The sequence below is a fragment of the Candidatus Pelagibacter sp. genome, from assembly GCF_052049995.1.
Lineage (GTDB): Bacteria > Pseudomonadota > Alphaproteobacteria > Pelagibacterales > Pelagibacteraceae > Pelagibacter.
Genome location: NZ_JBNGYX010000003.1, coordinates 1 through 24,117 on the forward strand (window position 1 = coordinate 1; position 24,117 = coordinate 24,117).

The window sequence follows — 24,117 nt, forward strand, 5'->3', positions numbered from 1 at the left end:
ATATTATTAGATATATATTTTTTTTAATAAATTCGTACATTTGATAATAAAAACTACCATATAAATGAATAATTATTTTATAATACTAGCATCGGGACAAAGCAAAAGATTTAATTCAAAAAAACCAAAGCAATTCAATATTTATAAAAACAAGGCTCTTTTTAAACATTCTTTAGAAAAAGCAATAAAATCAAAGCTGTTTAAAAAAATTATATTGGTCGTAAACAATAAAAAAAATATTAAAGAAAAATTTCCTAAAAATATATCAATTATAAAAGGTGGTAAAGAAAGATCTGATTCATCTTTAATAGCTTTAAAATATATTAAAAAATTTAAACCTAATAATGTTCTAATTCACGATGCTGCCAGACCAAATTTTACAATCAATCTTTTAAGAAATCTAATTAAGTCACTTAAAAACAATAAAGCAGTAATTCCTTCTATGAATTCAAAAGATTCTATTAAATACAAAATTAAAAACCAACTTTTTAACTTGAACCGAAATAATTTAATTTTGACTCAAACACCTCAGGCTTTTAAATTTAAAGATTTATATAGTCTTTCAAATAAACAAAAAAAAAAAATAACTGATGAAGCAACATTGTTTATTGAAAATAATTTAAAAGTTAAATTTATTAAAGGAGAAAATTTAAATTACAAAATTACATTTAAAGAAGATATTGCAACTAATAAAACTTATTTTGGTATTGGTTTTGATTTCCATAGATTAATAAGAGGAAAAAAACTTTTTTTAGGTGGAATAAAAATCCCTTATCACTCAGGACTTAAAGGACACTCAGATGGAGATGTGATTATTCATTCAATAATCGATTCTCTTCTTGGAGCTATGAGAAAAAAAGATATTGGTACCTTTTTTCCGGATAATCAAAAAAGATATAAAAATATTAGATCCCATAAAATGCTTAAGCCTATTGTTGAAATATTAAATAATAATGATTTTTATATAAACAATTTAGATATAAATTTAATATGTGAACAACCAAAAGTTTCAAAGCATCGTGATAAAATAATCAAATCTCTATCTAATTTATTAAATATTGATAAAGAATTAATTAATCTAAAAGGTAAAACAGTAGAAAAACTTGGATTAATCGGAAAGGAAAAAGCAATAGCTTGTGAAGTTATTTGCTCTATTACGCAATGAAAAAAATAAATGTTTTGTTATCAACTTTTTTTGGTTATGGATATTTAACCAAAGTTCCTGGAACAGTAACTTCTGCTGTAACGACTGTTTTTATTTATATTGCTTATGAAATTTTAGGTTACACAGATCTAAAATTTTCAATTATTTTTTTTATACTTTTGTTCTTTTATTCATTTTATGCCGTAAAAGACTCAGAAACTGAATTTAAAAATAAAGATCCAAGACAAATAGTAATTGATGAAGTTTTAGGTCAATCCATGCCTTTAATTTTATTGCTGTATTTAAATCAAACTAATCAAATAAGTATTTCCATTGAAATTTATTATATTTTATCTTTTGTCTTTTTTAGATTTTTTGACATCCTAAAACCTTTTCCAGTAAGTTATTTTGATAAAAACTTTAAGAACTATTTTGGAATAATTATGGATGATATAATGGCAGGATTATATTCGATGATATTAATATATTTAATAAGCTTAAAATTCTAATGAGTATTCAATTACTTCATAAAAAATTAATTAAAAAAAAATTAACTATATCCTTAGCTGAGTCTTGTACAGGTGGATTACTGGCTCATAATTTCACCAAATTAGCTAATTCATCAAAATACTTTCAAATGGGTCTGACCACTTACTCTAATCAAGCTAAAATAAAGATATTAAAAGTAAATAAAAATATCATTAAAAAATATGGTGCGGTAAGCAATGAGTGTTGTAAGGCAATGGTTCAAAATTTATCTAAAATTTCAAAGAGTAAAATCAACGTATCGATAACAGGAATTGCTGGTCCAGGCGGTGGATCAAAAGAAAAACCAGTTGGTCTTGTTTATATTGGTGTAAAAAAAGGTAAAGCTCTGTTTATTAAAGAAAATAAATTTAAATCAAAAAATCGAAATTCAATTCAAAAATCAACGGTTCGTAATGTAATTAAGATAATCAGTAAAATTATTTAATACTTTCAGCTCTTTTTTGAAACGCGTCTGCTATCTTTTCCAAACCAAATTGAAAAGATTTAGTCATTAAAATATTTAAAAACTTATTTTCTATTTCAAAATCAATATCAAAATAAACTTCTGTTTTGTACCCATCGGTATCATTTCCTACTTCAATAAATTTCCAATTATTTTCTAAATGATTTAATGGTCCACCTAAATTAACCACATGAATATGATCAGTTTTTTTATTTAATTTAACGTCACTTTTAAATGTATCTTTAAACGGTCCTTTACCTATTGTTAGATCAGCAATTATATTTATTGTATCCCCATTATCAATTCTCTCATAAACTTTTGAATTATCACAGAAAGGAATAAATTCTGGGTATTTTTCAATATCTAAAACAAACTCAATTAGCTTTTCTTTTCTATTATCAATTAATCGCTTAACTGATGCTTTTGGCATTAATTATTTTTTAATCTGTTTTGTTGAAGTTTCGCAAAATCTTCGTCAGCATGATATGAGGATCTTGTTAAAGGGGATGAAGAAACTAACAAAAATCCTTTAGCTTTTGCTATTGTTCCTAAATCTTCAAATTCTTTAGGTGTGTAATATCGATCTAATGGATAATGTTTGGTAGAAGGTTGTAAATACTGACCGATCGTTATGAAATCAACATCTGCAGCTCTCAAATCATCCATGACTTGTAAAATTTCTTCTCTTGCCTCCCCTAAGCCAACCATTATTCCAGATTTGGTAAAAATATTTTTATTAACTTTTTTTGCATTTTTCAAAAGTTCTAAAGATGCAAAGTATCTAGATCCAGGTCGAACTTTTAAATATAGACTGGGGACAGTTTCAATATTATGATTAAAAACATCTGGTTTAGCATCTAAAACCTTTTTATATGCATCTCCTTTTCTTAAAAAATCAGGTGTAAGAACTTCAATAGTAGTATTTGGGTTTGATTTTCTAATTTGATTAATCACTTCAAAGAAATGTTCTGATCCACCATCATCTAAATCATCTCTATCCACTGAGGTAATTACAACGTGTTTTAAATTTAATTTTTTTACTGCTTCTGCAATCTTAACTGGTTCAAGTTGATCTAATTTTCCTGGTACACCAGTTTTAACATCACAAAAAGCACAAGCTCTTGTACAAGTGTCTCCCATAATCATAAAAGTTGCATGTCGCTTACTCCAACATTCAGTTATATTAGGACAGTTAGCTTCCTGACAAACAGTTACAAGATTATTATTATTTACTATTGTTTTAGTTAAAAAAAATTCCTTACTATTTGTAAGTTTTGATCTAATCCATTCAGGTTTTTTTTTAATTGGATTAACCGGTTTGTTTTCTTTTTCTGGATGTCTACTTTTCATCTTTTTTAATTATATAAATGGTCTCATTTTTTTTACCAAACAAAAATCGTTCTCTAATTAAAGTCTCAATATAATCAAGATCTAAATTAGTGCTTAGAAGTGAATTTTTATGATCCATATCTTCTATTTTACTAATTAGGGTTAATTCTTCTTTTTTCAAGTTAGACAAAAGTTCTTTTTTTTCTATATAAGAAAAAAGACCTCTTTCTCCTGAAACTAAATTAAAACCAAAGTAGAAAATAAGAAAAACAGATATTAATAAAAAATAATTTCTTTTTATTAATCGAAGCATTAATTAATCTTATTCATCCTCGCTTTTTTTCCAAGTTCTTCTTCAATACGGATTAATTGATTATATTTAGCAACCCTTTCAGATCTAGCTAAAGACCCGGTTTTAATTTGATTTGAATTAGTACCAACTGCTAAATCAGCAATAAACGTATCCTCACTATCACCTGATCGGTGAGATATAATTGTTTTATATCCAATGGTTTGTGCAAATTTAATTACATCAAGAGTTTCTGAAACAGTACCAATTTGATTGAGCTTTATTAAGATAGAATTAGAGGAAATATTTAAGAAACCTTTCTTTAATCTTTCAAGATTTGTTACATATAAATCATCTCCTACGATCTGAACTTTTTTTATTGATTTCATTAATTTATTCCATGCCAACCAATCATTTTCGGCAAATGGGTCCTCAATAGACTTAATTTTATATTTTTTAATAATTTTTTGATATTCTTTAATGGATTTATCTACTGAAATATAACTTTTTGAATGAATTGAGTATTTGTTCTTTTTATATAACTCATTAGCAGCCACATCTAGACAAATAGAAACATCTTTTCCATTAATAAATCCTGATTTTTTAATTGCACTCACTATTAAATCTAAAGCTTGGTTATTGCTACTGATCATAGGTGCAAACCCACCTTCATCACCTACAGAAGTTGATAAACCCTTAGCTTTAATTAATTTACTTAGGTTTTTAATAACTACAAAACAAATCCGCATTGCATCAGAAAAACTTTTTGCTCGATCCGGTCTGATCATAAACTCTTGAATTCTAAGACCATTATTTGCATGCGCTCCACCATTAATAATGTTCATTAATGGATAGGGTAATTGAAAGTTATTTTTTTGAGAAAAAGTTTTGTACAAAGGTAATTTTTTTGCTTTAGCGGACAGTTTTTTAGCAGCCATAGAAACTGCTAACATCGCATTAGCTCCTAAGTTAGTTTTTTGTCTTGTACCATCTAAGTTAATTAACAAAGCATCAATTCTTTCTTGATTATGGATACTTTGTCCTTTTAATTTTTTTGAAATCTTTGTGTTAACTAAGTTAACTGCATTTAAAACACTTTTTCCTAAATACCGTTTATTATTTTTATCTCTTTTTTCAAAAGCTTCAAAAGTTCCTGTGGAAGCACCTGAAGGACAAATAGCAGATGCGCTATTATTTTTTATATAAACTTCAGCCTCTACTGTTGGATTTCCTCTACTGTCAAAAACTTGACGTGCTTTTACTTTTAAAATTTTACTCACTATTTTTTAATTAGATTATCAATATCGTGTAATTGTTTTAATAGATTCTCTAATTTATTCAATGGTACCATGTTTGGTCCATCTGATGGAGCATTATCAGGATCTTGATGTGTTTCAATAAATACACCTGCAACTCCAACCGCAACTGCAGCTCTTGCTAAATATTCAACAAATTCTCTTTGACCACCAGAGGATTCACCTTGGCCACCTGGTTGTTGAACAGAATGAGTTGCATCGAAAATTACTGGATAACCATTCTTTGCCATTATAGGTAATGATCTCATGTCTGAGACTAAAGTGTTATATCCAAAACTTGCACCTCTTTCTGTGACTAGGATATTTTTATTTCCTGAGTCTGAAATTTTTTTAGTTACATTCACCATATCCCAAGGTGCTAGGAACTGACCTTTTTTTACATTAATAATTTTATTTGTTTTAGCTGCAGCAATTAATAAGTCTGTTTGTCGACATAGAAAAGCTGGGATTTGTAAAACATCAACATGTTTTGAAACAATTTCACATTGTTCAGCATTATGAATGTCTGTTAAAATAGGGACATTCAATTCCTTTTTAATTTTATCAAATACAGGAAGTGATGCATCTAACCCTGCTCCCCTTTTGCCTTTTAAACTAGTTCTGTTCGCTTTATCAAATGAGGTTTTGTAAATAAATCCAAGGCCAAATTTTGAAGTAATTTCCTTAATTTTTCCAGCCATATCCATTGCATGCTGTTCTGTCTCTAACTGACATGGACCTGCAATAATACAAATCTTATTATTGTTTGAAATTTCTATATTTTCACAATTTACTTTAATCGCACTCATCTATGATTTTTTGCTGCTTTGATAAAAGAAGAGAATAAAGGATGTGGGTTCAAAGGTCTAGATTTAAATTCAGGATGAAACTGAACTCCTATAAACCAAGGATGATTTTTAAGTTCTACTATCTCTGGAAGCTTATGATCTGGAGATAAACCTGAAAATATTAATCCTTTCTTCTCAAATTTTTCTTTATATGAAATATCCACTTCATATCTATGTCTATGTCTCTCTTTGATTAATCTAGATTTATAAATATCTCTAATTTTAGATTTATCTTTTAAAATTGCATCATAAGAACCAAGTCTCATGGTGCCTCCTAAGTCTTTATCTGTTCCTTTAATTTTTCTTCCACTTTTTTCCCATTCATGCATCAAGCCAATAATATGGACACCGCCTTTATCAAACTCAGAAGAAGTTGCTTTTTTAATCTTTAATTGATTTCTAGCAAATTCAATTATCGCCATTTGCATTCCATAACAAATTCCTAGGAATGGAATTTTATTTATTCTTGCATATCTTATCGCCTCAATTTTACCCTCAGTTCCCCTTTTACCAAACCCACCTGGAATTAGAATTCCTGAAACATTTTTAAGTTTATTTTTTATTTCTGAAACTTTTAATTTTTCAGAATCTATTCTAACCAAATTAACTTTAAGATTATTGGATATTCCTCCATGAGTAAGTGCTTCATCTAAAGATTTATAAGCATCTTTTAATTCAACGTATTTTCCAATAATTGCAATGTTAACATGTCTTTTAGTATTAAGAGTAATTTTAGTTATTTTTTTCCAAGGATTCAAATTTGCAGGTTTTTTTGTTTTTAATTTAAAATAATTTAAAACTTGAATATCTAATTTTTGATTGAAAAAACTAATCGGAGCCTCATAAATAGTTTTAACATCAACAGTTTCAATTACATTTTTAATATCAACATTACAGAACAAAGATATTTTTTTTCTATGGTCTAAAGGTATAGGTCTTTCTGATCTACAAATAATAATATCAGGTTGAATACCAATGCTTCTTAATTCTTTAACTGAGTGTTGTGTTGGTTTTGTTTTTATTTCATCCGATGCTTTTAAATAAGGAACTAAAGTTAAATGAATAAATAATGCATTTTTTTTACCAATATCATTGGAAAATTGTCTTATCGCTTCTACAAACGGTAAACTTTCTATATCACCTACTATTCCTCCTATTTCACAAATTACAAAATCTTCTTTAGATGTATCGTGTTTTATAAATTCTTTAATTCTATCTGTGATATGAGGAATTACTTGAACAGTTTTACCTAAATACTGACCTTTTCTTTCTTTTTTAAGAACATCGCTATAAATTTTTCCAGTTGTGATGTTATCGGTTTTTTTTGCAGTAACGCCAGAAAATCTTTCATAGTGACCTAGATCTAAATCTGTTTCAGCACCATCGTCTGTTACAAAAACTTCACCATGTTGAAATGGACTCATTGTTCCTGGATCGACATTTAGATATGGGTCTAATTTTCTTAAACGAACTTTGTAACCTCTTGATTGTAATAAATAAGCAAGGGATGCAGAAGAAAGACCTTTACCAAGGGAGGAAACCACGCCGCCAGTGACAAATATATATCGCGCCATGGAAGTATCTTATAGCGAATAAAAAATGAATTGAAAAGGATTAATTAATTGTTTTCCGGAATTGAAGGCGTGTCTTCAGTTTTTTCCTCAACTGTATCCAATACTGACCCCGTGGGAGTAAGTTCTGCTCTAGAAATTATTGTTAGAGCCAGACTACAAATAATAAAAAGTGTTGCTACAATTGCAGTGGCTTTTGTCATGAAGCTGCCTGCTGATCTAGATAACATAAAATTTTCTTGGGAAACTCCAATACCAAGAGCACCTCCCTCTGATTTTTGCAATAAAACCAAAAGAACTAAAATAACTGCAAGTATGATGTTGATTACTAATAATAAAGTTTCCATTTGGGTCTAATTAATGGTTTTTTGAATTATATCAATAAATTTCTTTGAAATTTGTGATGCGCCTCCTATCAAAAAACCATCAATGTTGGGAATTTTTTTTAATATACTTACGTTATTAGTGTTTACAGATCCACCATATAAAATTTTTGGATAATTTTTAATAAATCTACTTTTAATAAATGAAATAGTTTTGTTTAAATCAGCTTCTTTTGGAATTACACCTGTACCAATAGACCATACCGGTTCGTAGGCTATAATAATTTTGGATTTATTCTTTATCGATTTTAATCCTTTTTCAATTTGTCTTTTCAAAATTTGATTAGTTTTTTTTTGTCTTCTTTCTTTCAAGGTTTCGCCAATACAAAATATAATTTTGAGACCTGATTTAACTGCACTTTTTATTTTTAAATTAATTAAATTATCTGTCTCACCTAGTTGTCTATTTTCTGAATGTCCCAAAATAACATACTTTGCTCCAACATTTTTAAGCATGTTAGAATTTACTTGGCCAGTGTGCGCACCGTAGTCATAGCTGTGATGACAGTTTTGGGCACCAACCTCTATTTTTGTTTTTTTAAGTCTTCTTGATAATGGACGAATTAATGTATTTGGTGGGCAATAAACTATTTTAAACTTATTTTTTTTATTATTTTTTGAAAACTTTATTACTTTATCAAGCGAATTTAGAGTTCTTAAATCACCAAACATTTTCCAATTAGCTACAAAATACATATATTTATTTGTCATAATTGACTTTTTAATCTATAGATTTGTTTTTTACAGATCAATAAATTTATAACGCTATGATTGAAAAATTAAAAAACTTAGGCTGGAAACAACTTGGTGGATTGGTGTTAATTGTCATAATCATCATCGCTTTTGGTTTTGGTGGTTTTGGCGGTGGGTTTAGTACAAACAATCAAAACAATATTGCAAAAATAAATAAAACAAATGTAACAACCCAAGATTTTATTGACTATGTGAATCAAAGTGGAATTTCACAAGAAGCTATTCGAGATAATTTAGATAACAATATTATTGAGGAATTGTTATCAGGATTAATTTCAACTACATTGATTGATTTAGAAATTAAAGACTTTGATCTTTCAATTAATGAAAGAACCATACTTAAAAACATTAAAGAAAATAAAAATTTCCATGATGAAAACGGTACTTTTCAAAGAATTAAATATGAAAAATTTTTACTCTCCAACAACTTGTCAGCTGCAATGTTTGAATTGCAATTAAAAAATAGAGAATTACAGAAACATTTATTTGATTTTATTGGTGCTGGAACAATAACACCAAATTTTTTGATAGAAAAAAAGTTTGAAGAAAATAATAAATCTTTGGATATTGAGTATTTTGATATGGAAAATCTGTATAAAACAAAAAATGATTACACAACAAATGAAATTGAAGCATTTATTGATGAAAATAAAGATCAATTAAAAAGAGAATATATAGATTTTAAGTATGTGATTTTAAATCCAAAAAATCTAATTGGTATAGAAGAATTTAACCAAGAGTTTTTTGATGAAATTGATTCAGTTGAGAACAAAATTTCTCAAGGGATTACATTTGAAACTATATTAGAAGATATAGATGTTGAAATTATTGAAGTAAATGAGTTTGCACCTAGCTCTAATAAACAAATTAATGAAGATCTTATTTATTCTAAGAAAGCATCAAAAATAGACTTGATAGAAAGTGGTGACAACTTTTTACTTTATAATATTAGTAATCAATATGATCGAGCTCCAGATTTAAATGATGAAATCATTAAAGAAGAAATAGTTGAGTTTATTTATCAAAAAGGTAAATTTGATTACAACAAAGAAATTATTGAAGAAATTCAAAAAAAGAAATTCGATAATTCAAGATTTGAAGAACTAGCAGGATCAAATAAGGAATATTCTTCTATTAATTCTATAGAAGACGACAAGCTCATTGATATTAATTCAGTAAAAATGCTTTATGCGTTACCTGTAAACTCTTTTGCACTAGTAAACAAAGAAGATAAAATTTATTTAGTAAAAATTACTAGAACAAATAAAAATTCATTTAACAAAACCGATGAAAAGTATCTTAAATTTGTAAATAGCCAAAATACAAATAATAGAAAAAGTATCTTACAATCGTATGATCTATTACTTAATGATAAATATCAAGTTCAATTAAATCAAAAAACTATTGATAGAGTTAAAAATTATTTCAAATGATTATTAATCGAAGCTTCAAAGATTTTAAGTTTCGACATAGAAGCAAAAAAAATCAAATCATCTTTACTAAAAAGAAAGTAAAAAATGATGAGGAAGTATTAAATTTAATTGATAATTTCCTAGAGGAAAAAAACAGCTTTATATTTGAGTCTGTAGAAAAAGGTAAAATCAAAGGTAGATATACGATATTTGGTAAAAATCCTGATAAAATTTGGGAATTTAATAATAATAATTCTTATCTAATTCAAACAAATAAAAAAAGGAAATTAAATGATAAACCAAATAAATTAATTGAAAAAATCATTGAAGATTTTAAATTTGAAACTCCCAAAAATTTACCTAACATTTGCTCATTAATCTCTGGATATTTTTCTTATGATTCAATCAGATACATAGAAAAAATTCCAAATAATTGTAAAAACGATCTTAATTTGCCAGATGTAAGGCTTCTACGTCCAAGAACTTTAGTCATTCATGATAATTTAAAAAAAGAAATTTTTTACATATCTAACATTTTTAAAGATGAAAAAATTAAAAACTATAAAAATAAATATGAAGAAATTAAATCTGATTTATTTAAATTACTCATTCAGTCATCAATCAAAAATATTGATAAAAAAATAATTCAAAAATCAAAAAATATAAAAGTAAAATCTAACACTTCAAAAAATAAATTTTTATCAATGGTTAATAAGGCAAAAAAATATATTAAATTAGGAGATATTTTTCAGGTTGTTTTAAGCCAAAGATTTGAGGCAAAATTAACAAAGAAACCATTAGATATTTATAAAAAACTAAGAGTAACGAACCCTTCTCCTTTTATGTTTTTCTTCAATTTTGACGATTTTCAAATAATTGGCGCAAGTCCTGAAATACTTGTGAGACTTAGGGATAATAAAATTACTGTAAGACCAATTGCAGGAACTAGACCAAGGGGTAAAACTAAAAAAGAAGATCTATTTTATGAAAAAGACCTTCTTAAAGATAAAAAAGAACTTTCAGAGCATTTGATGTTACTTGATTTGGGTAGAAATGATGCTGGTAAAGTCTCAAAGATAAATTCGGTAAAAGTTACAGAAAGCTTCATTATTGAGAGATATTCTCATGTTATGCATATAGTTTCAAATGTAGTTGGGGAATATAATAAAAAATTTTCAAAATTTAAATCGCTCTTAGCTGGTTTTCCAGCAGGTACTGTTTCTGGGGCTCCAAAAATTAGAGCTATGGAAATTATAGATGAATTAGAAACAACAAAAAGAAAAGTTTATGCAGGTGGAATTGGATATTTTTCTGCAAATGGAGAATTTGATACATGCATAGCCTTAAGAACTGCAGTTGCTAAAAATAAAAAATTTTATGTTCAAGCAGGTGCAGGTATAGTTGCAGATAGTAAGCCTAAAAATGAATATGAGGAAACAGTTAATAAAGCAAAAGCTTTAATTAATGCCTTAAGATAATGAAAGTATTATTAATAGATAATTACGATAGTTTTACTTTTAATTTGTATCACTATATCTCCTCATTAAATGTTAAAGTTGATGTAGTTAGAAATGATAAAATCAATTCTAAAGAAATCATTAAAAAGAAATATGATAAAATTGTTATTTCACCAGGACCAGGCAACCCAAATCAATCTGGCAATTGTATAAAAATATTAAAATCATTATACAAAGAATTACCTTTTTTAGGAGTATGTTTAGGTCATCAGATAATTGGACAAGTTTTTGGATCAAAAATTGTTCAAGCAAGAAAGTTAATGCATGGCAAAACAAGCAAAATTAAATCCAAAAAAATCGGTATTTTAAAAAACCTCCCAAATATATTTGAAGCTACCAGATACCATAGTTTGGTAATTGATAAAAAAACCTTATCAAAAGATCTAGAGATTACAGCAGAGACAGAAGATGGGATTATAATGGGTGTACAACATAAAAAATTTAATATTCATGGTGTACAATTCCATCCTGAAAGTATTAAAACTAAGTTTGGAATGAAAATTCTTAAAAACTTTATTAACAATTAAATTTATGGATCAAATTTTAGAAAAACTTAAAAATAAACAAGATTTAACTTTTGAAGAAAGTAAAACTGCTTTTGAAATATTAATGACAGGAAAAGCCAGTGATAATGAAATTTTTGACTTTTTAACTTTGCTGTCTGAAAAAGGTGAAGTTTCAGATGAAATAGCAGGTGGAGTTTTTGTTCTGAGAGAAAAATCAAAACGAGTAAATGTAAGTGATTGTATTGATACTTGTGGTACTGGCGGTGATGGTATGAATACCCTCAATATTTCAACTGCATCTGCCCTACTTTTATCTAGTATGGGTACAAAAGTTGCTAAGCATGGCAATAAAGCTGTTTCCTCGAAATGTGGGTCCGGTGATGTTTTAGAAGCTCTTAAAATTAAAATTGATTTAGTACCTGAGGACATAGAAAAAGAAATTAATACCAACAATTTTGGTTTTATGTTTGCACCAAATTATCATAGTGCGATGAGATTTGTAGGACCCGTAAGAAAGAAAATTGGAAAAAGAACCATTTTTAATATGATTGGTCCATTAAGTAATCCAGCACTTGTTGAAAGGCAAGTTGTAGGAGTTTTTGATAAAAAATTATTAAAAATTTTTGCAGAAGGACTTAAAAATTTAAATTTAAAATTTGCTTGGATAGTAAATAGCGAGGATGGATTAGATGAAATATCTCCATATGCAATCACTAATGTTATTCAATTAAAAGATGGTCAAATATCTGAAAAAAAAATAGATCCAAATGCTTTAGGGGTTAATGCAGATAATTTTAAAAATCTAGTGGGTGATGATGCAAAATTTAATGCTGATAAGATGATTGAAATTTTTAAAGGTAAAGATAATGACTTTTCAAAAGCAGTTTGTTTAAATGCTGCAGCAGGTTTAATTGTTGGAGAAAAATTTTCAGACTTTTCTGAAGCATATAATTACACAAGAGAATTTATCCTTTCTGGAAAAACTTTTTTACATCTAGAAAAAATTCAAAATGTCTGAAAATATACTTCAAAATATCATTCAAAAGAAAATTGAAAAAGTTGATAATTTAAAAAAATCTCTAGATCTTAAAACTTTGGATGAATTAATTAATAAAAACAACAGCTATATTAATTTTAAAGAGAAAATAGAAAATAATATAAAAAATAATAAAACTTCAATTATTGCTGAAATTAAAAAAGCAAGTCCTTCAGCAGGTATAATAATTGATGATTATAATCCTGTAGATATTGCTCAGATTTATTTAAATAATAAGGCAACTTGCCTTTCAGTTTTAACAGAAGAAGATTATTTTTTAGGAAATTTAATTCACATAAGCAAAATAAAAGATAAAATAAATTTACCTATATTGTGTAAGGATTTTTTTATCGATAAATTTCAAATACCTTTGGCAAAAAGTTATGGCGCTGATGCTATTTTAATTATTTTAGCTGGGGTTTCAGATGATCTTGCTTCTGAATTATATGATGAAGCTATGAAATACAATATGTCGGTTATAGTTGAAGTTCATACAGTGGAAGAAGCTAAAAAAGCATTGAATTTTAAAGATGCATTAATTGGAATAAACAATAGAAATTTAAAAACACTTAAAACTGATATAAATACAACTTATGATATTTATGATGTTGTAAAAAGTCACAAAGGTCCTTTAATATCTGAAAGTGGAATTAAGAATAAAGAAGAGCTATTAGAGCTTAATAACAAAACATCAATTAACACTTTTTTAATTGGTGAATCACTTTTGAAAAACTTAGATAAAAATTCTATATTTTCAGTTTTATAGTCAAATAAAGCCCTATTTTACTAGTTTTTTTTAGTATTGTTAATTTAAAAGAACTTTTATAGAACATTGTTTGTACGATATTTGTTCTTATGCTAACAAAAAAACAAAAAAACCTACTTTTATTTATCAACAAGAAGTTGAGAAGTTCAGGCGTATCTCCTTCATATGAAGAGATGAAACAGTCTCTTAATTTAAAATCTAAATCAGGTATTCATAGATTGATTAGTGCTTTAGAAGAAAGAGGTTTTATAAAAAGATTAGCTCACAAAGCAAGAGCTTTAGAGGTAATTAAATTGCCAGAAACAGCTTCTGCCAATGATATTTATAATAGCTTTTCACCTAGTGTGATTAAAGGTGGATTAGATGAAGAACAAACTGATTCAGATGAAGTAGAAGTACCAGTACTTGGAAAAATTGCAGCTGGAACACCTGTTGAAGCAATACAAAATGAGGTTTCTAGAATTCCACTACCAAATAATTTAGAAAAAAATGGTGATTACTTTGGATTAAAAGTTCAAGGTGACTCCATGATAGAAGCGGGTATTCATGAAGGCGATACTGTTATTATTAAAAGAACAGATACTGCTGATAATGGTAAAATTGTTGTTGCATTAATAGATGAGCATGAAGCAATGTTAAAAAGAATTCGAAAAAAAGGTAAAGTTGTGGCGCTTGAAAGTGCTAATAGAAACTATGAAACTAAGATTTTTGGACCTGATCGAGTAAAAGTTCAAGGTGTTTTAGTATCTTTATATAGAAACTTCTAAAAAAATAGTCTAAATAACATTGATGTCTAAAGTAGCAACACGTTTTGCTCCATCCCCTACTGGAGCTCTTCATATTGGAGGGGTTAGAACTGCCTTATTTAATTGGTTGTTCTCGAAAAATCAAAAAGGAACTTTTCACCTAAGAATTGAAGATACTGACAAAGAAAGATCCAAAGAGGAACATAAAATACAAATTATTAATTCATTAAAGTGGATAGGAATTGAGCACGATGGTGAAGAATATATTCAGTCACAAAAAATAGAAGATCACATTAAAATTGCTAATGAATTATTAAAAAAAGGCAACGCGTATAAATGCTACTGCTCTGCTGAAGAGATAGAGGAGCAAAAAAAAAGAGCTAGGCAAAAAAAGATGCCATATATTTATAATAGAAAATGGAGAGATGCTGATGAAAAAGATGCTCCTAAAGATATTAAACCTGTAATTAGATTTAAAAGTAAAATAGAGGGAAATTCTAAACTTAATGATTTAGTTCAAGGAGATGTTGAAATTGAAAATAATACAATAGAAGATTTTATAATTTTAAGAAACGATGGAACACCAACCTATAATCTTTCTGCAACTGTTGACGATTATCAAATGGGAATGACACATATAATCAGAGGAGATGATCATAAGATAAATACTTTTAAACAAATACAAATATACCAGGCAATGGGTTGGGATGTTCCAGAATTTGCACATATTCCACTAATTCATACTATTGAAGGTAAGAAACTTTCAAAAAGAGATAATGCCTCAACTTTGGATGATTACTCAAAAATAGGAATAATGCCTGATGCATTAAGAAATTATTTACTCAGACTAGGATGGTCATATCAGGATAAAGAAATATTTACTCTAGAGGAGAGCATTGAACACTTTAATTTAGCAGGTATTGGAAAATCACCATCAAAATTAGATATGAGTAGAATATTATCAATGAATGAGCACTATATAAAAACAATCGATGAGAACGATCTTTATCAATGCCTAGACGAATATTGTAAAATTTATAAAGAAGAAATTAAAAAAGACAAAGAAACAAAAGTTAAATCCTCATTATCATTTTTAAAAAATAAGGCTAAAACATTAGAAGACATTTACAATAATTCAAAATTCATCATAAATGATGAAGTTAACTTTAATGAAGATGATATTAAATTAATAGATGATAAAGCAAAAAAAATTATTTCAGAATTTATTAAAGAATTATCATCCATATCAAATATAAGTAAGGAGAATTTAGAGCCTATAGTAAATAATTTGATTAAAACAAATGATACAAATTTTAAAGGAGTCGGTCAGCCAATACGGATTGGTTTAACAGGATCAAAATTTGGTCCAGGATTATATGATATAATTATTTCTCTTGGTAAAGAAGAGGTTTTAAAAAGACTAGCTAAGATAATTTCCTAAAACTAGACAAGCCTCTTCAGATGAAGAAGTTTTAGATCTAATTCCTTCTAAAGTTTTTGAACAATCAGATAATTGTTTTTTGATAAGGTCAGGGTTTTTTAAAAGATAAATTACAGATCTATAAATTTCATCAGCATTACATTCACTTTGTAACAATTCAGGAATGACTTCACGATTATTGATAATATTAATTATATTTGCAAATTTAACATTAACTAACATTTTAAATATCATAAAATTTATAAAACTGAGTTTATAAATAATTATAGATGGTATATTTGAACTAGAAATTTGTAGTGAAACTGTACCAGATTTAGATACAGCAAAAACTGAATTAGATAAAATTTTAGATTTAATACTTTCATCTGAAACCACATCTACATTTTCAATATTAGATTTTTTAATTTCTGATAAAATTAAATTTTTGTTTTCATCAGTTGCATGAAAATAAAAATAAAAATCATTATGTCTTTTGTTCATTAGTTTTATAAAATTAATTAAAATATTTAATAATACGTCTGTTTCAGATTTTCTACTTCCAGGGAAAATTGATATAATTTTTCTATCTTTAGGAATTATATTTTCTACAATTTTTTTATTATCCTCATTTTTTTCAATTAAAGGATGTCCAACAAAAGTATTTTTTATATTTTCTTCATCGAAATATTTTTTTTCAAAATCAAATAATAAAAGTATATGATCAATAAACTTTTTAATTTTTTTAACTCTATTTTTTCTCCATATCCAAACTTGAGGAGCTACATAGTGAATTGTTTTGATATTAGTATTAATTTTTTTAACTCTCTCAGCAACTCTCATAGTAAAATCAGGGCTATCAACAGAAAACAATATATCGGGGTTAAATTTTATTATTTCATTAACAGTATGGTTAATTTTATTTCTAATTTTAAATATGTTGAACAAAATACTTGTAAAACCTAGATAAGTTATTTCATTTAAATTAAAAATACTTTCAATACCTAATTTTTTTAAATGATTTCCACCGACAGATGAATATTCAATATCAGGATTTTGAGATTTTAACTTAGAAATGACTGTTGAAGCTAATTTGTCTCCAGAAGGCTCGCCTGTAAGTATGAATATTTTTTTCATATTATATTAATAAATATCTTGTGTTTATTAGCAAATTTAATGCATTCAGGTTTATCTAAAAAAATATTCTTTTTAGATTGCAAAACTACACCACGTAATCCATATTTTTTAGCATCCTTAAAGGTTTGTAAACCAATTGTTGGAAGGTCCATTCTCAAATCTTGCTTCTTTTTTGGTAATTTAATTAAGATACCATCTGATTTTTTCTTTAATGTTGATAACATTTTTTTTGTTCCCTCTTTACCTTCTTTAGCTAAAATTTTATCTCCTTTAACTACTAGCGCCTGGATGTGGTCTAAACTTTTTGTTTGATTAAAAAAAAATTTTCCTTTTTTAATTGATATTAAATCTTGATGATTTGGCTTTAGTTTCGTGTAACAACCTTTCTTTAAAGATAATTCAGGATTAAAAAATATTGAGCTAATGACTTTTATTCCTTCATTACTTAAAATTTCTATAATTGATTTAATTATAGCTGCATCACCTATCTTAGCGGCTCTGATTACACTTGGCATATAATAAATACCTTTAAAATCTAATCGTAAAGAGGAAAAATTTGGTTTTGCGATCCTACCTGCAAATAAAACTTTTTTACATTTTTTTTGTTTAATTAAATTTATAATTGTTCCAAATTTTCCAATACTTATTCTGAATGAATTCTTATCTTTCTTAAATCTATTTCTTTTTGAAAAATCTATTATGAAATATTTAATTTTTTTTGTTCTTATTTTTTTTAAAACTATTTCTGAAAAATCAGTATCACCTAAAAACAATCCTATCATTTTATTTTGAAAACGGTGTACATATTGGTCTTTTTTTATCCTTTTCTATAAATCCAACAACTTCTGCTACTAGTTCATTACTCTTAAAATCTTTTGATAGATTGTTTAAATTTTCTGTTAAATTTTCATTTTTAAATATTTCTTTATAAGCATCGGTTAAAATCATTATTTCTTTATTTGGAATATTTTTTCTTCTTAAACCTATTAAATTCAATCCTTGTAAAATACTTCTATTTCCATGTGCAATGCCATATGGAATTATATCTCTTACAACACCACACATGCCTCCAATCATTGCCGATTTACCTACTCTTGTGAATTGTTGAACAGCTGAATTGCCACCAATAATAGCACCATCATCAATGTGGGCATGACCTCCAAGTGGTACATTGTTGGCTAGTATTACATTGCTTCCAACAAAGCAATCATGAGCAATATGTGCAGAAACCATAAACAAACAATTATTTCCAACTTTTGTTAATCCGCCACCGCCTCGTGTTCCAGGGTTAATAGTAACATATTCTCTTATTTTATTATTATGACCAATCTCTAATTTAGTTTCTTCACCTTGAAATTTAAGATCTTGAGGGTCATTACCTATTGACGCAAATGGATAAATTATATTATTTTTTCCAATTCTAGTATTCCCTGTAATATTAACATGTGATTTAATTTCTGTTTCCTCACCTATTTCAACATTTGGACCAATAACAGTATAAGGGCCGATACTTACGTCTTTAGAAATTTTAGCATTAGAGTCAATTATAGCTGTTTTGTGTATCATTTATTATCTCTTAAAAATTCTCTAATATTTTTTGCTGGATAGCCCATTACTTTAGTGTTATCAGGAATATCTCTAATTACTCCAGAACCACCTCCAATTTCAACATTGTTTCCAATTTTAAGATGTCCCGATATACCTGCTTGACCACCAATTTTAACATTATTACCAATTATGGAACTTCCAGCTATCCCTACTTGACCAGCTATAATTGAATTTTCGCCAATTTTAACATTATGAGCTATGTGTATTTGATTGTCTAAATATGTGTTTTTACCAATTATTGTGTTTGACATTGATCCTCTATCGATAGTGGAACCACAACCAATTTCACAATTATCTTCAACTATTACTAATCCAATATGTGGGTATCTTAAATTCTTATTTTTAATAGGAAAAAAACCAAAACCGTGTTTACCTATTATACAATTATCTAATATTTTAACATTATTTTTTACTAATGTATTTCTAATAACATTATTTGATCCAATAAAACAATCATCCCCAATGATAACATTTTTTTCTATAATTGTGTTGTGTCCAATTTTACAATTGTTTCCTATAGAAACATTATTTCCAATTAAAACATTTTTACCATAATTAACTTTATTCTTAAAATTAGTATCATCAATTAAGGATACAGTATCATCAAAAATATCATTTATGGAATCTGGATAAAAAATTGATGTAATTTTTGAAGTGCAAACTAAAACATTGTCAACAACCAAAGGTAAACAACTTTTAGGTAATTCTGTTTTTAAAACTTCTGTGGTTAAACAAAATGAAGCTTTAGTTTTTTTTGCAACATCTTTATATTTTTTTGAATGAAAAAAAGTTATGTCATTTTTAGTAGATGAAGCAAGATCTTTAATATCATGGATATCTTTCTTATAGTGTAAATTATCAATATTTATGTTTAAAGAATTTACAATTTCTGAGATTTTAAATGGACCATGATTTTTAAAAAAAGGATTAGACATAGTTGCTTTTACCAAAGCAATTTTAAATAAGTTATCAATATTTATTGCTATTTATTTCTTGTCTACAATCGTAGCTGACCAAATTGCATCAGCCATTTTCTTATCATTAACAAAAGCTTCTCCTTTGTACTTCCACACTTTACCATGAGATCTAATTGCTTCAATTTTAAGAATTAGTTCACAGTCAGGTATGACAGGATTTCTAAATCGAGCTTTTTCCACACCCATTAAGAAGACTAATTTATTTTCATAGGTAGCTTTATCTAAACCATTGGCTGTAAGTGCTGCAGCTGCTTGACCAAATGACTCAACTATTAGAACACCTGGCATAACAGGATTGTCTGGAAAATGCCCTTGAACAAAAAAACTGTCTTTTTTTACATTAACAACTGCTGTTGCAGAAGTTAGTTTTTTTATATCATAAAGCTCTTCAATCAGAAGCATTGGCTCTCTATGAGGTAGGAGCTCAATAATTTGATCTTTATTCAATTTTGTCATTATTGTTTAACCTGTTTATTTATTTCATCTATTAATTGTTGAGTTAAGTCAATTTCTTTTTTACCCATAAATATATTTTTGCTATTAAGTAAAATTTGTACTGAATTTTCGTTCATATAATTTTGAATAACAGGATTAATGATTTTAAAAAGATTTTCCAATTCTTTACTTTTAACGGTTTTAAAACTATCAGACATCATATTTTTTTTTTTATTAAATTCATTAAGCTTTATACGAAGTTGATTTATTTCTTTTTGAAATTCTTCTTTTGATATCAAATTTTTTTTTTTATTTATTTTATCTTCTTCACTTTTAATTTCTTCTTCAAAGCTTTTAAGTTTTTCGATATTTGTATTATTTACTTGATTTATTTTATCCAAGGTCAATCTTCCTACATTTGTACTTTTAATTATTAAATCTATATCTGCAAAAGCAACATTTTGTTGTGCTTTTGTTTCTGTATATCCACTACTTAGAAATAAGATAAATAATAAAATAAATTTAAGATGTTTCATTAGAATGTTGTTCCAATATTGAACCTAAAAGACTCTGTCACATCAGTAGTTTTTTTTGATAAAGTTTCAGTGAAAGAAAAATTAATAGGCCCTACAACAGAAAACCAATCAACACCTATTCCAATTGAACTTCTAATTTTATTTGAATCATCAATTGAAGAATCGTAATCTACTCCCCAAAGATTTGCTACATCAACAAATATTGAAGCATCTAAGTTTTGAGCGTTCTCAAAAATAACAGGTAAAGTCGAATTAAAATTAATTGATGTTGCAAAATTTCCTCCAATAAAATCATTTCCGTCTTTTGGTCCAATTTTACCACTTTCAAAACCTCTTAACTTTCTTGAAGGAATAAAAAGTCTTTCAGATAATTTTATGTCATCGCCTGTTATTGAGTTAGCAGCCTCAACATAAAATGACATACTTGTAATGTTATTTTCATATAAATCAGTAAATACTTTATAGGTATAGGAATTTGTTAATGTATTTGTGTCACTAATAATAGGAAGGTCTACAGATAAATTAGATATAAATCCATCACTTGGTCTAAATCTTTGGTTTCTCTTATCATAATTTATTCTAAATTTAAGAAAAGTATCCCAATAATTTCCTTCTTGTTTTTGTTGTCTAGCAGAAGCTGTTGAGTCAGTTTCAATTTTTTCAACAAATGATCTTGTAGATAAATTAAGATATAAGTCTTCGAAGTATTCAAAACCGGTTCCTAATTCAAAACCAGTTTTTTGTGCTTTATAACCAAAATCAGTTATCCGATCAATTTCTATCGCTTGAACATTAAAAAACATTGATTTATCAGAATTTTTATAATTAGGATCACTTACAGATAATTTACCTTTAAAAGTCTCAGGTGTTACAGTGCCATTTGCCTCTACAGCAAGACCTTTACCTAGATAATTATTTTCTTTTACACCAACTGTAAATGTTCCTCCTTCATTGCCAAGTCCCGCACCAGCCATAATTTCCCCTGTTGGCTTTTCTTCTACAGAAATGTTTATAATTTTAGAATTTTTAGCTGTGCCTTTTAAAATTTCTGAAGAAACGTTTCTAAAGAAATTTAGACCTCTTAAATTATTTTCTGACTTTGATTGTAAAATTTCGTTAAAAGGATCACCTTCATCTATTTCTAGTTCGTTTCTAATTACAGATTCTCGTGTGACGTTATTTCCATAAATATTTATTCTTTCTACAAAAAATTTATCAGTCTCTTGTATATTGAAATTTATATCTAATTCATCTTTGCTAATACTTTCATCAATGGTAGCTTTTACAGATTTATACTCTTCTTGAATTGTAATATTATCAATTTTGCTTAAAATCTTCTCGACTGAATTTAATGAGTAAGGTTTTCCTTTTAAACTTGTCAGAAAATAATTCAATTCTTTAAAATTAGTTATATCAAAATCATCTGGTAAATTAATTTTTAAATTATTAAAATAAATTTTTCTTTTTGGATTGATGGTGTAAACTAGCTCGAACTCATCATCATTAATAAGTTTTGCAAAGGATGAATTTATTTCAACATTATAAAAACCTTTATTTAAATAAAAATTTCTGAGTAATCTTTTGTCTAATTTTATAACATCCTCATTTAAAAATTTTCTTCCTGATATAAATTTCCAAAATTTATACTCTTCGCTTACAATGATTCCTTTTAGTTTCCCATCTTTGAAAATTTTATCCCCAATAAATGTAATTTTTTTAATTTTTGCTTTATTTCCAAGTTCAATTTTATAAATTAAATTAATTCTTTTATTGGCTAAATTTTCTATAACTGCTTCTACGTTAGAAAAGTAATAACCAATTTTTCTTAATTGAAATTTAATAGATTTTATATCTTCTGAAACTAAAATTTCATTGTATGAAGATCTGCTTTTAAGTTTAATATTATCATTAAGTTGTTTTTTTATTTTTTTTGCTTTAACGCCATCAAATTCAATTTTTTCTATTATTGGAAATTCAACCACATCTATTTTAAGATTCTTTTCATCTAAAGATACTGATACATTTTCAAAAAAATTAGTTTCATAGAGGTTTTTTAAAATTTTATTTATATTAATATTTTCTCTTTGTTTTATTTTTTCAATACCTGAAAACATTATTATGGTCTGTTTAGAAATTCTATCATTTCCAGTTATAATTATTTCTTCAAATGATTTTGAGCTTGAAGAAAATCCAAAATACAAACAAATTATAACTACAAATAAATTGATTTTTTTAAGCATATCAATATTAGGTTTATATACACATTGAATTAATTTTTAAACGAACATATTTGTTTAGTTTTACTATCTCATTAACATTTTTAGGCTTTAAAAATTTATATTTTTTAAATTCTTTAGAAAAAATGGTTTTTAATAAAATTTTTGTAATATCCAAGAAAGATATTTTTTTATTCAGGAATAAATTTACCAATTCGTCGTTAATCGAGATTAATACTGTTTCAAATAAAGAGTCTTTTGATGGTAAATATTTTAAAATTTTAACAAATGGAAATTTTATGACATTTACTTTTTTTAAATTTAAATTATTTAATTTATTTATATCTATCTTTTTACTTTTCAATTTCATTTCACCATTGTCGTAAATAGTATTAAAAATTGGAATTTCCATTGTAGTATCATGAGCAACTAATTTAATTATTCCATCATTAAATTTTACTAATGCATGTATGTATGATTTTGGATGAATTAAAATAGATATTTGATCATAATCTAATTGAAATATTTTTTTAGCCTCTATCACCTCTAGTACTTTATTCATTAAAGTAGATGAATCGACACTAATCTTTTTTCCCATATTCCAATTGGGATGCTTTGTTATCTGCTTTACATTTAAACTTTTAAAAAATTTTTTTTTTATATTTAATAATGGCCCACCTGAGGCAGTTAAATAAATTTTATCAATATTTTTTTTTTTATAGTGATTTATTGAATACCAAATAGAAAAATGTTCCGAGTCAACAGGTATAAAATTTGTTTTGTATTTATTAAGTTCATTCTTAATTAAATTCCATGCACAAATTATAGATTCTTTATTAGCAATAGCTATTGTTTTTGAAAATTTAATCAGACTAATTGTTGGATAAAGTCCGTCCACACCAACAATAGAGCTCATCGTATAATCTATTTTTTTTGTTTTTAAAATTTTATCAATGTTTTTAAAGTTATTAAAAATTTTTATTTTGTTTTTTAAAAAATCAAATTTATATTTCTCAAATGTTTGATTATCTGAAAGTATAACTTTCTTAACTTTAAATTTTTTAGCTTGTTTTAACAATAGTTTATGATTTTTATTAGCTGTTAATAAAACAACTTCAAAATTTTTTTTATCTTTGCTAATAATATTTAATAACGTTTTTCCAATTGATCCAGTTGACCCTAAAATTACAATTTTTTTTTTCATT

At 26.6% G+C, this 24,117-nt stretch carries 26 protein-coding genes; 10 read left to right on the forward strand and 16 right to left on the reverse strand.

What is annotated here, in order from left to right:
- The first annotated feature begins 64 nt into the window (after positions 1 to 64).
- Genes ispF through ACTT9Y_RS03255 form a run of 3 tightly spaced genes read left to right on the forward strand, consistent with a single transcriptional unit; the run spans position 65 to position 2,117 of the window.
- On the forward strand, positions 65 to 1,165 hold the full coding sequence (gene ispF / locus ACTT9Y_RS03245) for a 2-C-methyl-D-erythritol 2,4-cyclodiphosphate synthase (protein WP_440932986.1): 1,101 nt from the start codon (positions 65 to 67) through the stop codon (positions 1,163 to 1,165).
- Complete coding sequence (locus tag ACTT9Y_RS03250) at positions 1,162 to 1,653, forward strand: phosphatidylglycerophosphatase A family protein (RefSeq protein WP_440932987.1); 492 nt, start codon at positions 1,162 to 1,164, stop codon at positions 1,651 to 1,653. Before ispF ends, ACTT9Y_RS03250 begins: the two co-directional genes overlap by 4 nt.
- Positions 1,653 to 2,117, forward strand: a complete 465-nt coding sequence (locus ACTT9Y_RS03255) for a CinA family protein (protein ID WP_440932988.1) — start codon at positions 1,653 to 1,655, stop codon at positions 2,115 to 2,117. Before ACTT9Y_RS03250 ends, ACTT9Y_RS03255 begins: the two co-directional genes overlap by 1 nt.
- On the opposite strand, the gene ACTT9Y_RS03260 is transcribed toward ACTT9Y_RS03255, so the two are convergent.
- The 8 genes from ACTT9Y_RS03260 to tpiA are packed head-to-tail and all read right to left on the reverse strand — an operon-like array spanning position 2,110 to position 8,561.
- Positions 2,110 to 2,565 (reverse strand): type II toxin-antitoxin system RatA family toxin, encoded by a 456-nt coding sequence (locus ACTT9Y_RS03260; protein WP_440932989.1) that lies wholly within the window; start codon positions 2,563 to 2,565, stop codon positions 2,110 to 2,112. The genes ACTT9Y_RS03255 and ACTT9Y_RS03260 overlap by 8 nt on opposite strands.
- Positions 2,565 to 3,485, reverse strand: a complete 921-nt coding sequence (lipA, locus tag ACTT9Y_RS03265; protein ID WP_440932990.1) for a lipoyl synthase — start codon at positions 3,483 to 3,485, stop codon at positions 2,565 to 2,567. Before lipA ends, ACTT9Y_RS03260 begins: the two co-directional genes overlap by 1 nt.
- Entirely contained in the window at positions 3,475 to 3,777 is a 303-nt protein-coding gene (locus tag ACTT9Y_RS03270) for an FtsB family cell division protein (protein ID WP_440932991.1), read from the reverse strand. The genes lipA and ACTT9Y_RS03270 overlap by 11 nt, the downstream gene beginning before the upstream one ends.
- Entirely contained in the window at positions 3,777 to 5,033 is a 1,257-nt protein-coding gene (gene eno / locus ACTT9Y_RS03275; RefSeq protein ID WP_440932992.1) for a phosphopyruvate hydratase, read from the reverse strand. Before eno ends, ACTT9Y_RS03270 begins: the two co-directional genes overlap by 1 nt.
- On the reverse strand, positions 5,033 to 5,857 hold the full coding sequence (gene kdsA, locus ACTT9Y_RS03280; RefSeq protein ID WP_440932993.1) for a 3-deoxy-8-phosphooctulonate synthase: 825 nt from the start codon (positions 5,855 to 5,857) through the stop codon (positions 5,033 to 5,035). Before kdsA ends, eno begins: the two co-directional genes overlap by 1 nt.
- The gene (locus tag ACTT9Y_RS03285) at positions 5,854 to 7,470 is read right to left on the reverse strand and encodes a CTP synthase (protein WP_440932994.1); all 1,617 of its coding nucleotides are present in this window, start codon (positions 7,468 to 7,470) and stop codon (positions 5,854 to 5,856) included. The genes kdsA and ACTT9Y_RS03285 overlap by 4 nt, the downstream gene beginning before the upstream one ends.
- Positions 7,471 to 7,514: 44 nt before the next feature.
- Complete coding sequence (gene secG / locus ACTT9Y_RS03290) at positions 7,515 to 7,814, reverse strand: preprotein translocase subunit SecG (RefSeq protein WP_023853885.1); 300 nt, start codon at positions 7,812 to 7,814, stop codon at positions 7,515 to 7,517.
- A gap of 6 nt (positions 7,815 to 7,820) precedes the next feature.
- The gene (gene tpiA, locus ACTT9Y_RS03295) at positions 7,821 to 8,561 is read right to left on the reverse strand and encodes a triose-phosphate isomerase (RefSeq protein ID WP_440932995.1); all 741 of its coding nucleotides are present in this window, start codon (positions 8,559 to 8,561) and stop codon (positions 7,821 to 7,823) included.
- Positions 8,562 to 8,617: 56 nt separating this feature from the next.
- On the opposite strand from tpiA, the gene ACTT9Y_RS03300 reads away from it, so the two are divergent.
- The 7 genes from ACTT9Y_RS03300 to gltX all read left to right on the forward strand — a co-directional run bounded on the left by ACTT9Y_RS03300 (position 8,618) and on the right by gltX (position 16,027).
- Positions 8,618 to 10,036: a SurA N-terminal domain-containing protein gene (locus ACTT9Y_RS03300; RefSeq protein ID WP_440932996.1), complete on the forward strand. Its 1,419-nt coding sequence runs from the start codon at positions 8,618 to 8,620 to the stop codon at positions 10,034 to 10,036.
- On the forward strand, positions 10,036 to 11,493 hold the full coding sequence (trpE, locus tag ACTT9Y_RS03305) for an anthranilate synthase component I (RefSeq protein WP_440933155.1): 1,458 nt from the start codon (positions 10,036 to 10,038) through the stop codon (positions 11,491 to 11,493). Before ACTT9Y_RS03300 ends, trpE begins: the two co-directional genes overlap by 1 nt.
- A complete protein-coding gene (locus tag ACTT9Y_RS03310) occupies positions 11,493 to 12,059 on the forward strand; it encodes an anthranilate synthase component II (RefSeq protein ID WP_440932997.1) in 567 nt (188 codons plus the stop codon). Before trpE ends, ACTT9Y_RS03310 begins: the two co-directional genes overlap by 1 nt.
- Before the next feature lie 4 nt (positions 12,060 to 12,063).
- The gene (gene trpD, locus ACTT9Y_RS03315) at positions 12,064 to 13,056 is read left to right on the forward strand and encodes an anthranilate phosphoribosyltransferase (protein ID WP_440932998.1); all 993 of its coding nucleotides are present in this window, start codon (positions 12,064 to 12,066) and stop codon (positions 13,054 to 13,056) included.
- Positions 13,049 to 13,840, forward strand: coding sequence for an indole-3-glycerol phosphate synthase TrpC (locus ACTT9Y_RS03320; protein ID WP_440932999.1), 792 nt, complete (start codon positions 13,049 to 13,051; stop codon positions 13,838 to 13,840). The genes trpD and ACTT9Y_RS03320 overlap by 8 nt, the downstream gene beginning before the upstream one ends.
- An 89-nt stretch (positions 13,841 to 13,929) precedes the next feature.
- Complete coding sequence (lexA, locus tag ACTT9Y_RS03325) at positions 13,930 to 14,607, forward strand: transcriptional repressor LexA (protein ID WP_440933000.1); 678 nt, start codon at positions 13,930 to 13,932, stop codon at positions 14,605 to 14,607.
- A 22-nt stretch (positions 14,608 to 14,629) separates the two neighbouring features.
- Positions 14,630 to 16,027: a glutamate--tRNA ligase gene (gene gltX / locus ACTT9Y_RS03330; RefSeq protein ID WP_440933001.1), complete on the forward strand. Its 1,398-nt coding sequence runs from the start codon at positions 14,630 to 14,632 to the stop codon at positions 16,025 to 16,027.
- Here the strand turns inward: gltX and lpxB are convergent.
- Genes lpxB through ACTT9Y_RS03370 form a run of 8 tightly spaced genes read right to left on the reverse strand, consistent with a single transcriptional unit; the run spans position 16,007 to position 24,116 of the window.
- Positions 16,007 to 17,140 carry a lipid-A-disaccharide synthase gene (gene lpxB / locus ACTT9Y_RS03335; protein ID WP_440933002.1) on the reverse strand — a complete coding sequence of 378 codons (1,134 nt, stop codon included), beginning with the start codon at positions 17,138 to 17,140 and terminating at the stop codon, positions 16,007 to 16,009. The genes gltX and lpxB overlap by 21 nt on opposite strands.
- The gene (locus ACTT9Y_RS03340) at positions 17,137 to 17,922 is read right to left on the reverse strand and encodes an LpxI family protein (RefSeq protein ID WP_440933003.1); all 786 of its coding nucleotides are present in this window, start codon (positions 17,920 to 17,922) and stop codon (positions 17,137 to 17,139) included. Before ACTT9Y_RS03340 ends, lpxB begins: the two co-directional genes overlap by 4 nt.
- 1 nt (position 17,923) lies before the next feature.
- Complete coding sequence (gene lpxA, locus ACTT9Y_RS03345; protein ID WP_075484451.1) at positions 17,924 to 18,706, reverse strand: acyl-ACP--UDP-N-acetylglucosamine O-acyltransferase; 783 nt, start codon at positions 18,704 to 18,706, stop codon at positions 17,924 to 17,926.
- Entirely contained in the window at positions 18,703 to 19,683 is a 981-nt protein-coding gene (gene lpxD, locus ACTT9Y_RS03350) for a UDP-3-O-(3-hydroxymyristoyl)glucosamine N-acyltransferase (protein ID WP_440933004.1), read from the reverse strand. Before lpxD ends, lpxA begins: the two co-directional genes overlap by 4 nt.
- Positions 19,684 to 19,734: 51 nt before the next feature.
- Entirely contained in the window at positions 19,735 to 20,181 is a 447-nt protein-coding gene (gene fabZ, locus ACTT9Y_RS03355; RefSeq protein ID WP_440933005.1) for a 3-hydroxyacyl-ACP dehydratase FabZ, read from the reverse strand.
- Positions 20,181 to 20,696, reverse strand: a complete 516-nt coding sequence (locus tag ACTT9Y_RS03360; protein WP_440933006.1) for an OmpH family outer membrane protein — start codon at positions 20,694 to 20,696, stop codon at positions 20,181 to 20,183. Before ACTT9Y_RS03360 ends, fabZ begins: the two co-directional genes overlap by 1 nt.
- On the reverse strand, positions 20,696 to 22,936 hold the full coding sequence (gene bamA / locus ACTT9Y_RS03365; protein ID WP_440933007.1) for an outer membrane protein assembly factor BamA: 2,241 nt from the start codon (positions 22,934 to 22,936) through the stop codon (positions 20,696 to 20,698). The genes ACTT9Y_RS03360 and bamA overlap by 1 nt, the downstream gene beginning before the upstream one ends.
- Positions 22,937 to 22,949: 13 nt before the next feature.
- Complete coding sequence (locus ACTT9Y_RS03370; protein WP_440933008.1) at positions 22,950 to 24,116, reverse strand: 1-deoxy-D-xylulose-5-phosphate reductoisomerase; 1,167 nt, start codon at positions 24,114 to 24,116, stop codon at positions 22,950 to 22,952.
- Position 24,117: the final 1 nt, after the last annotated feature.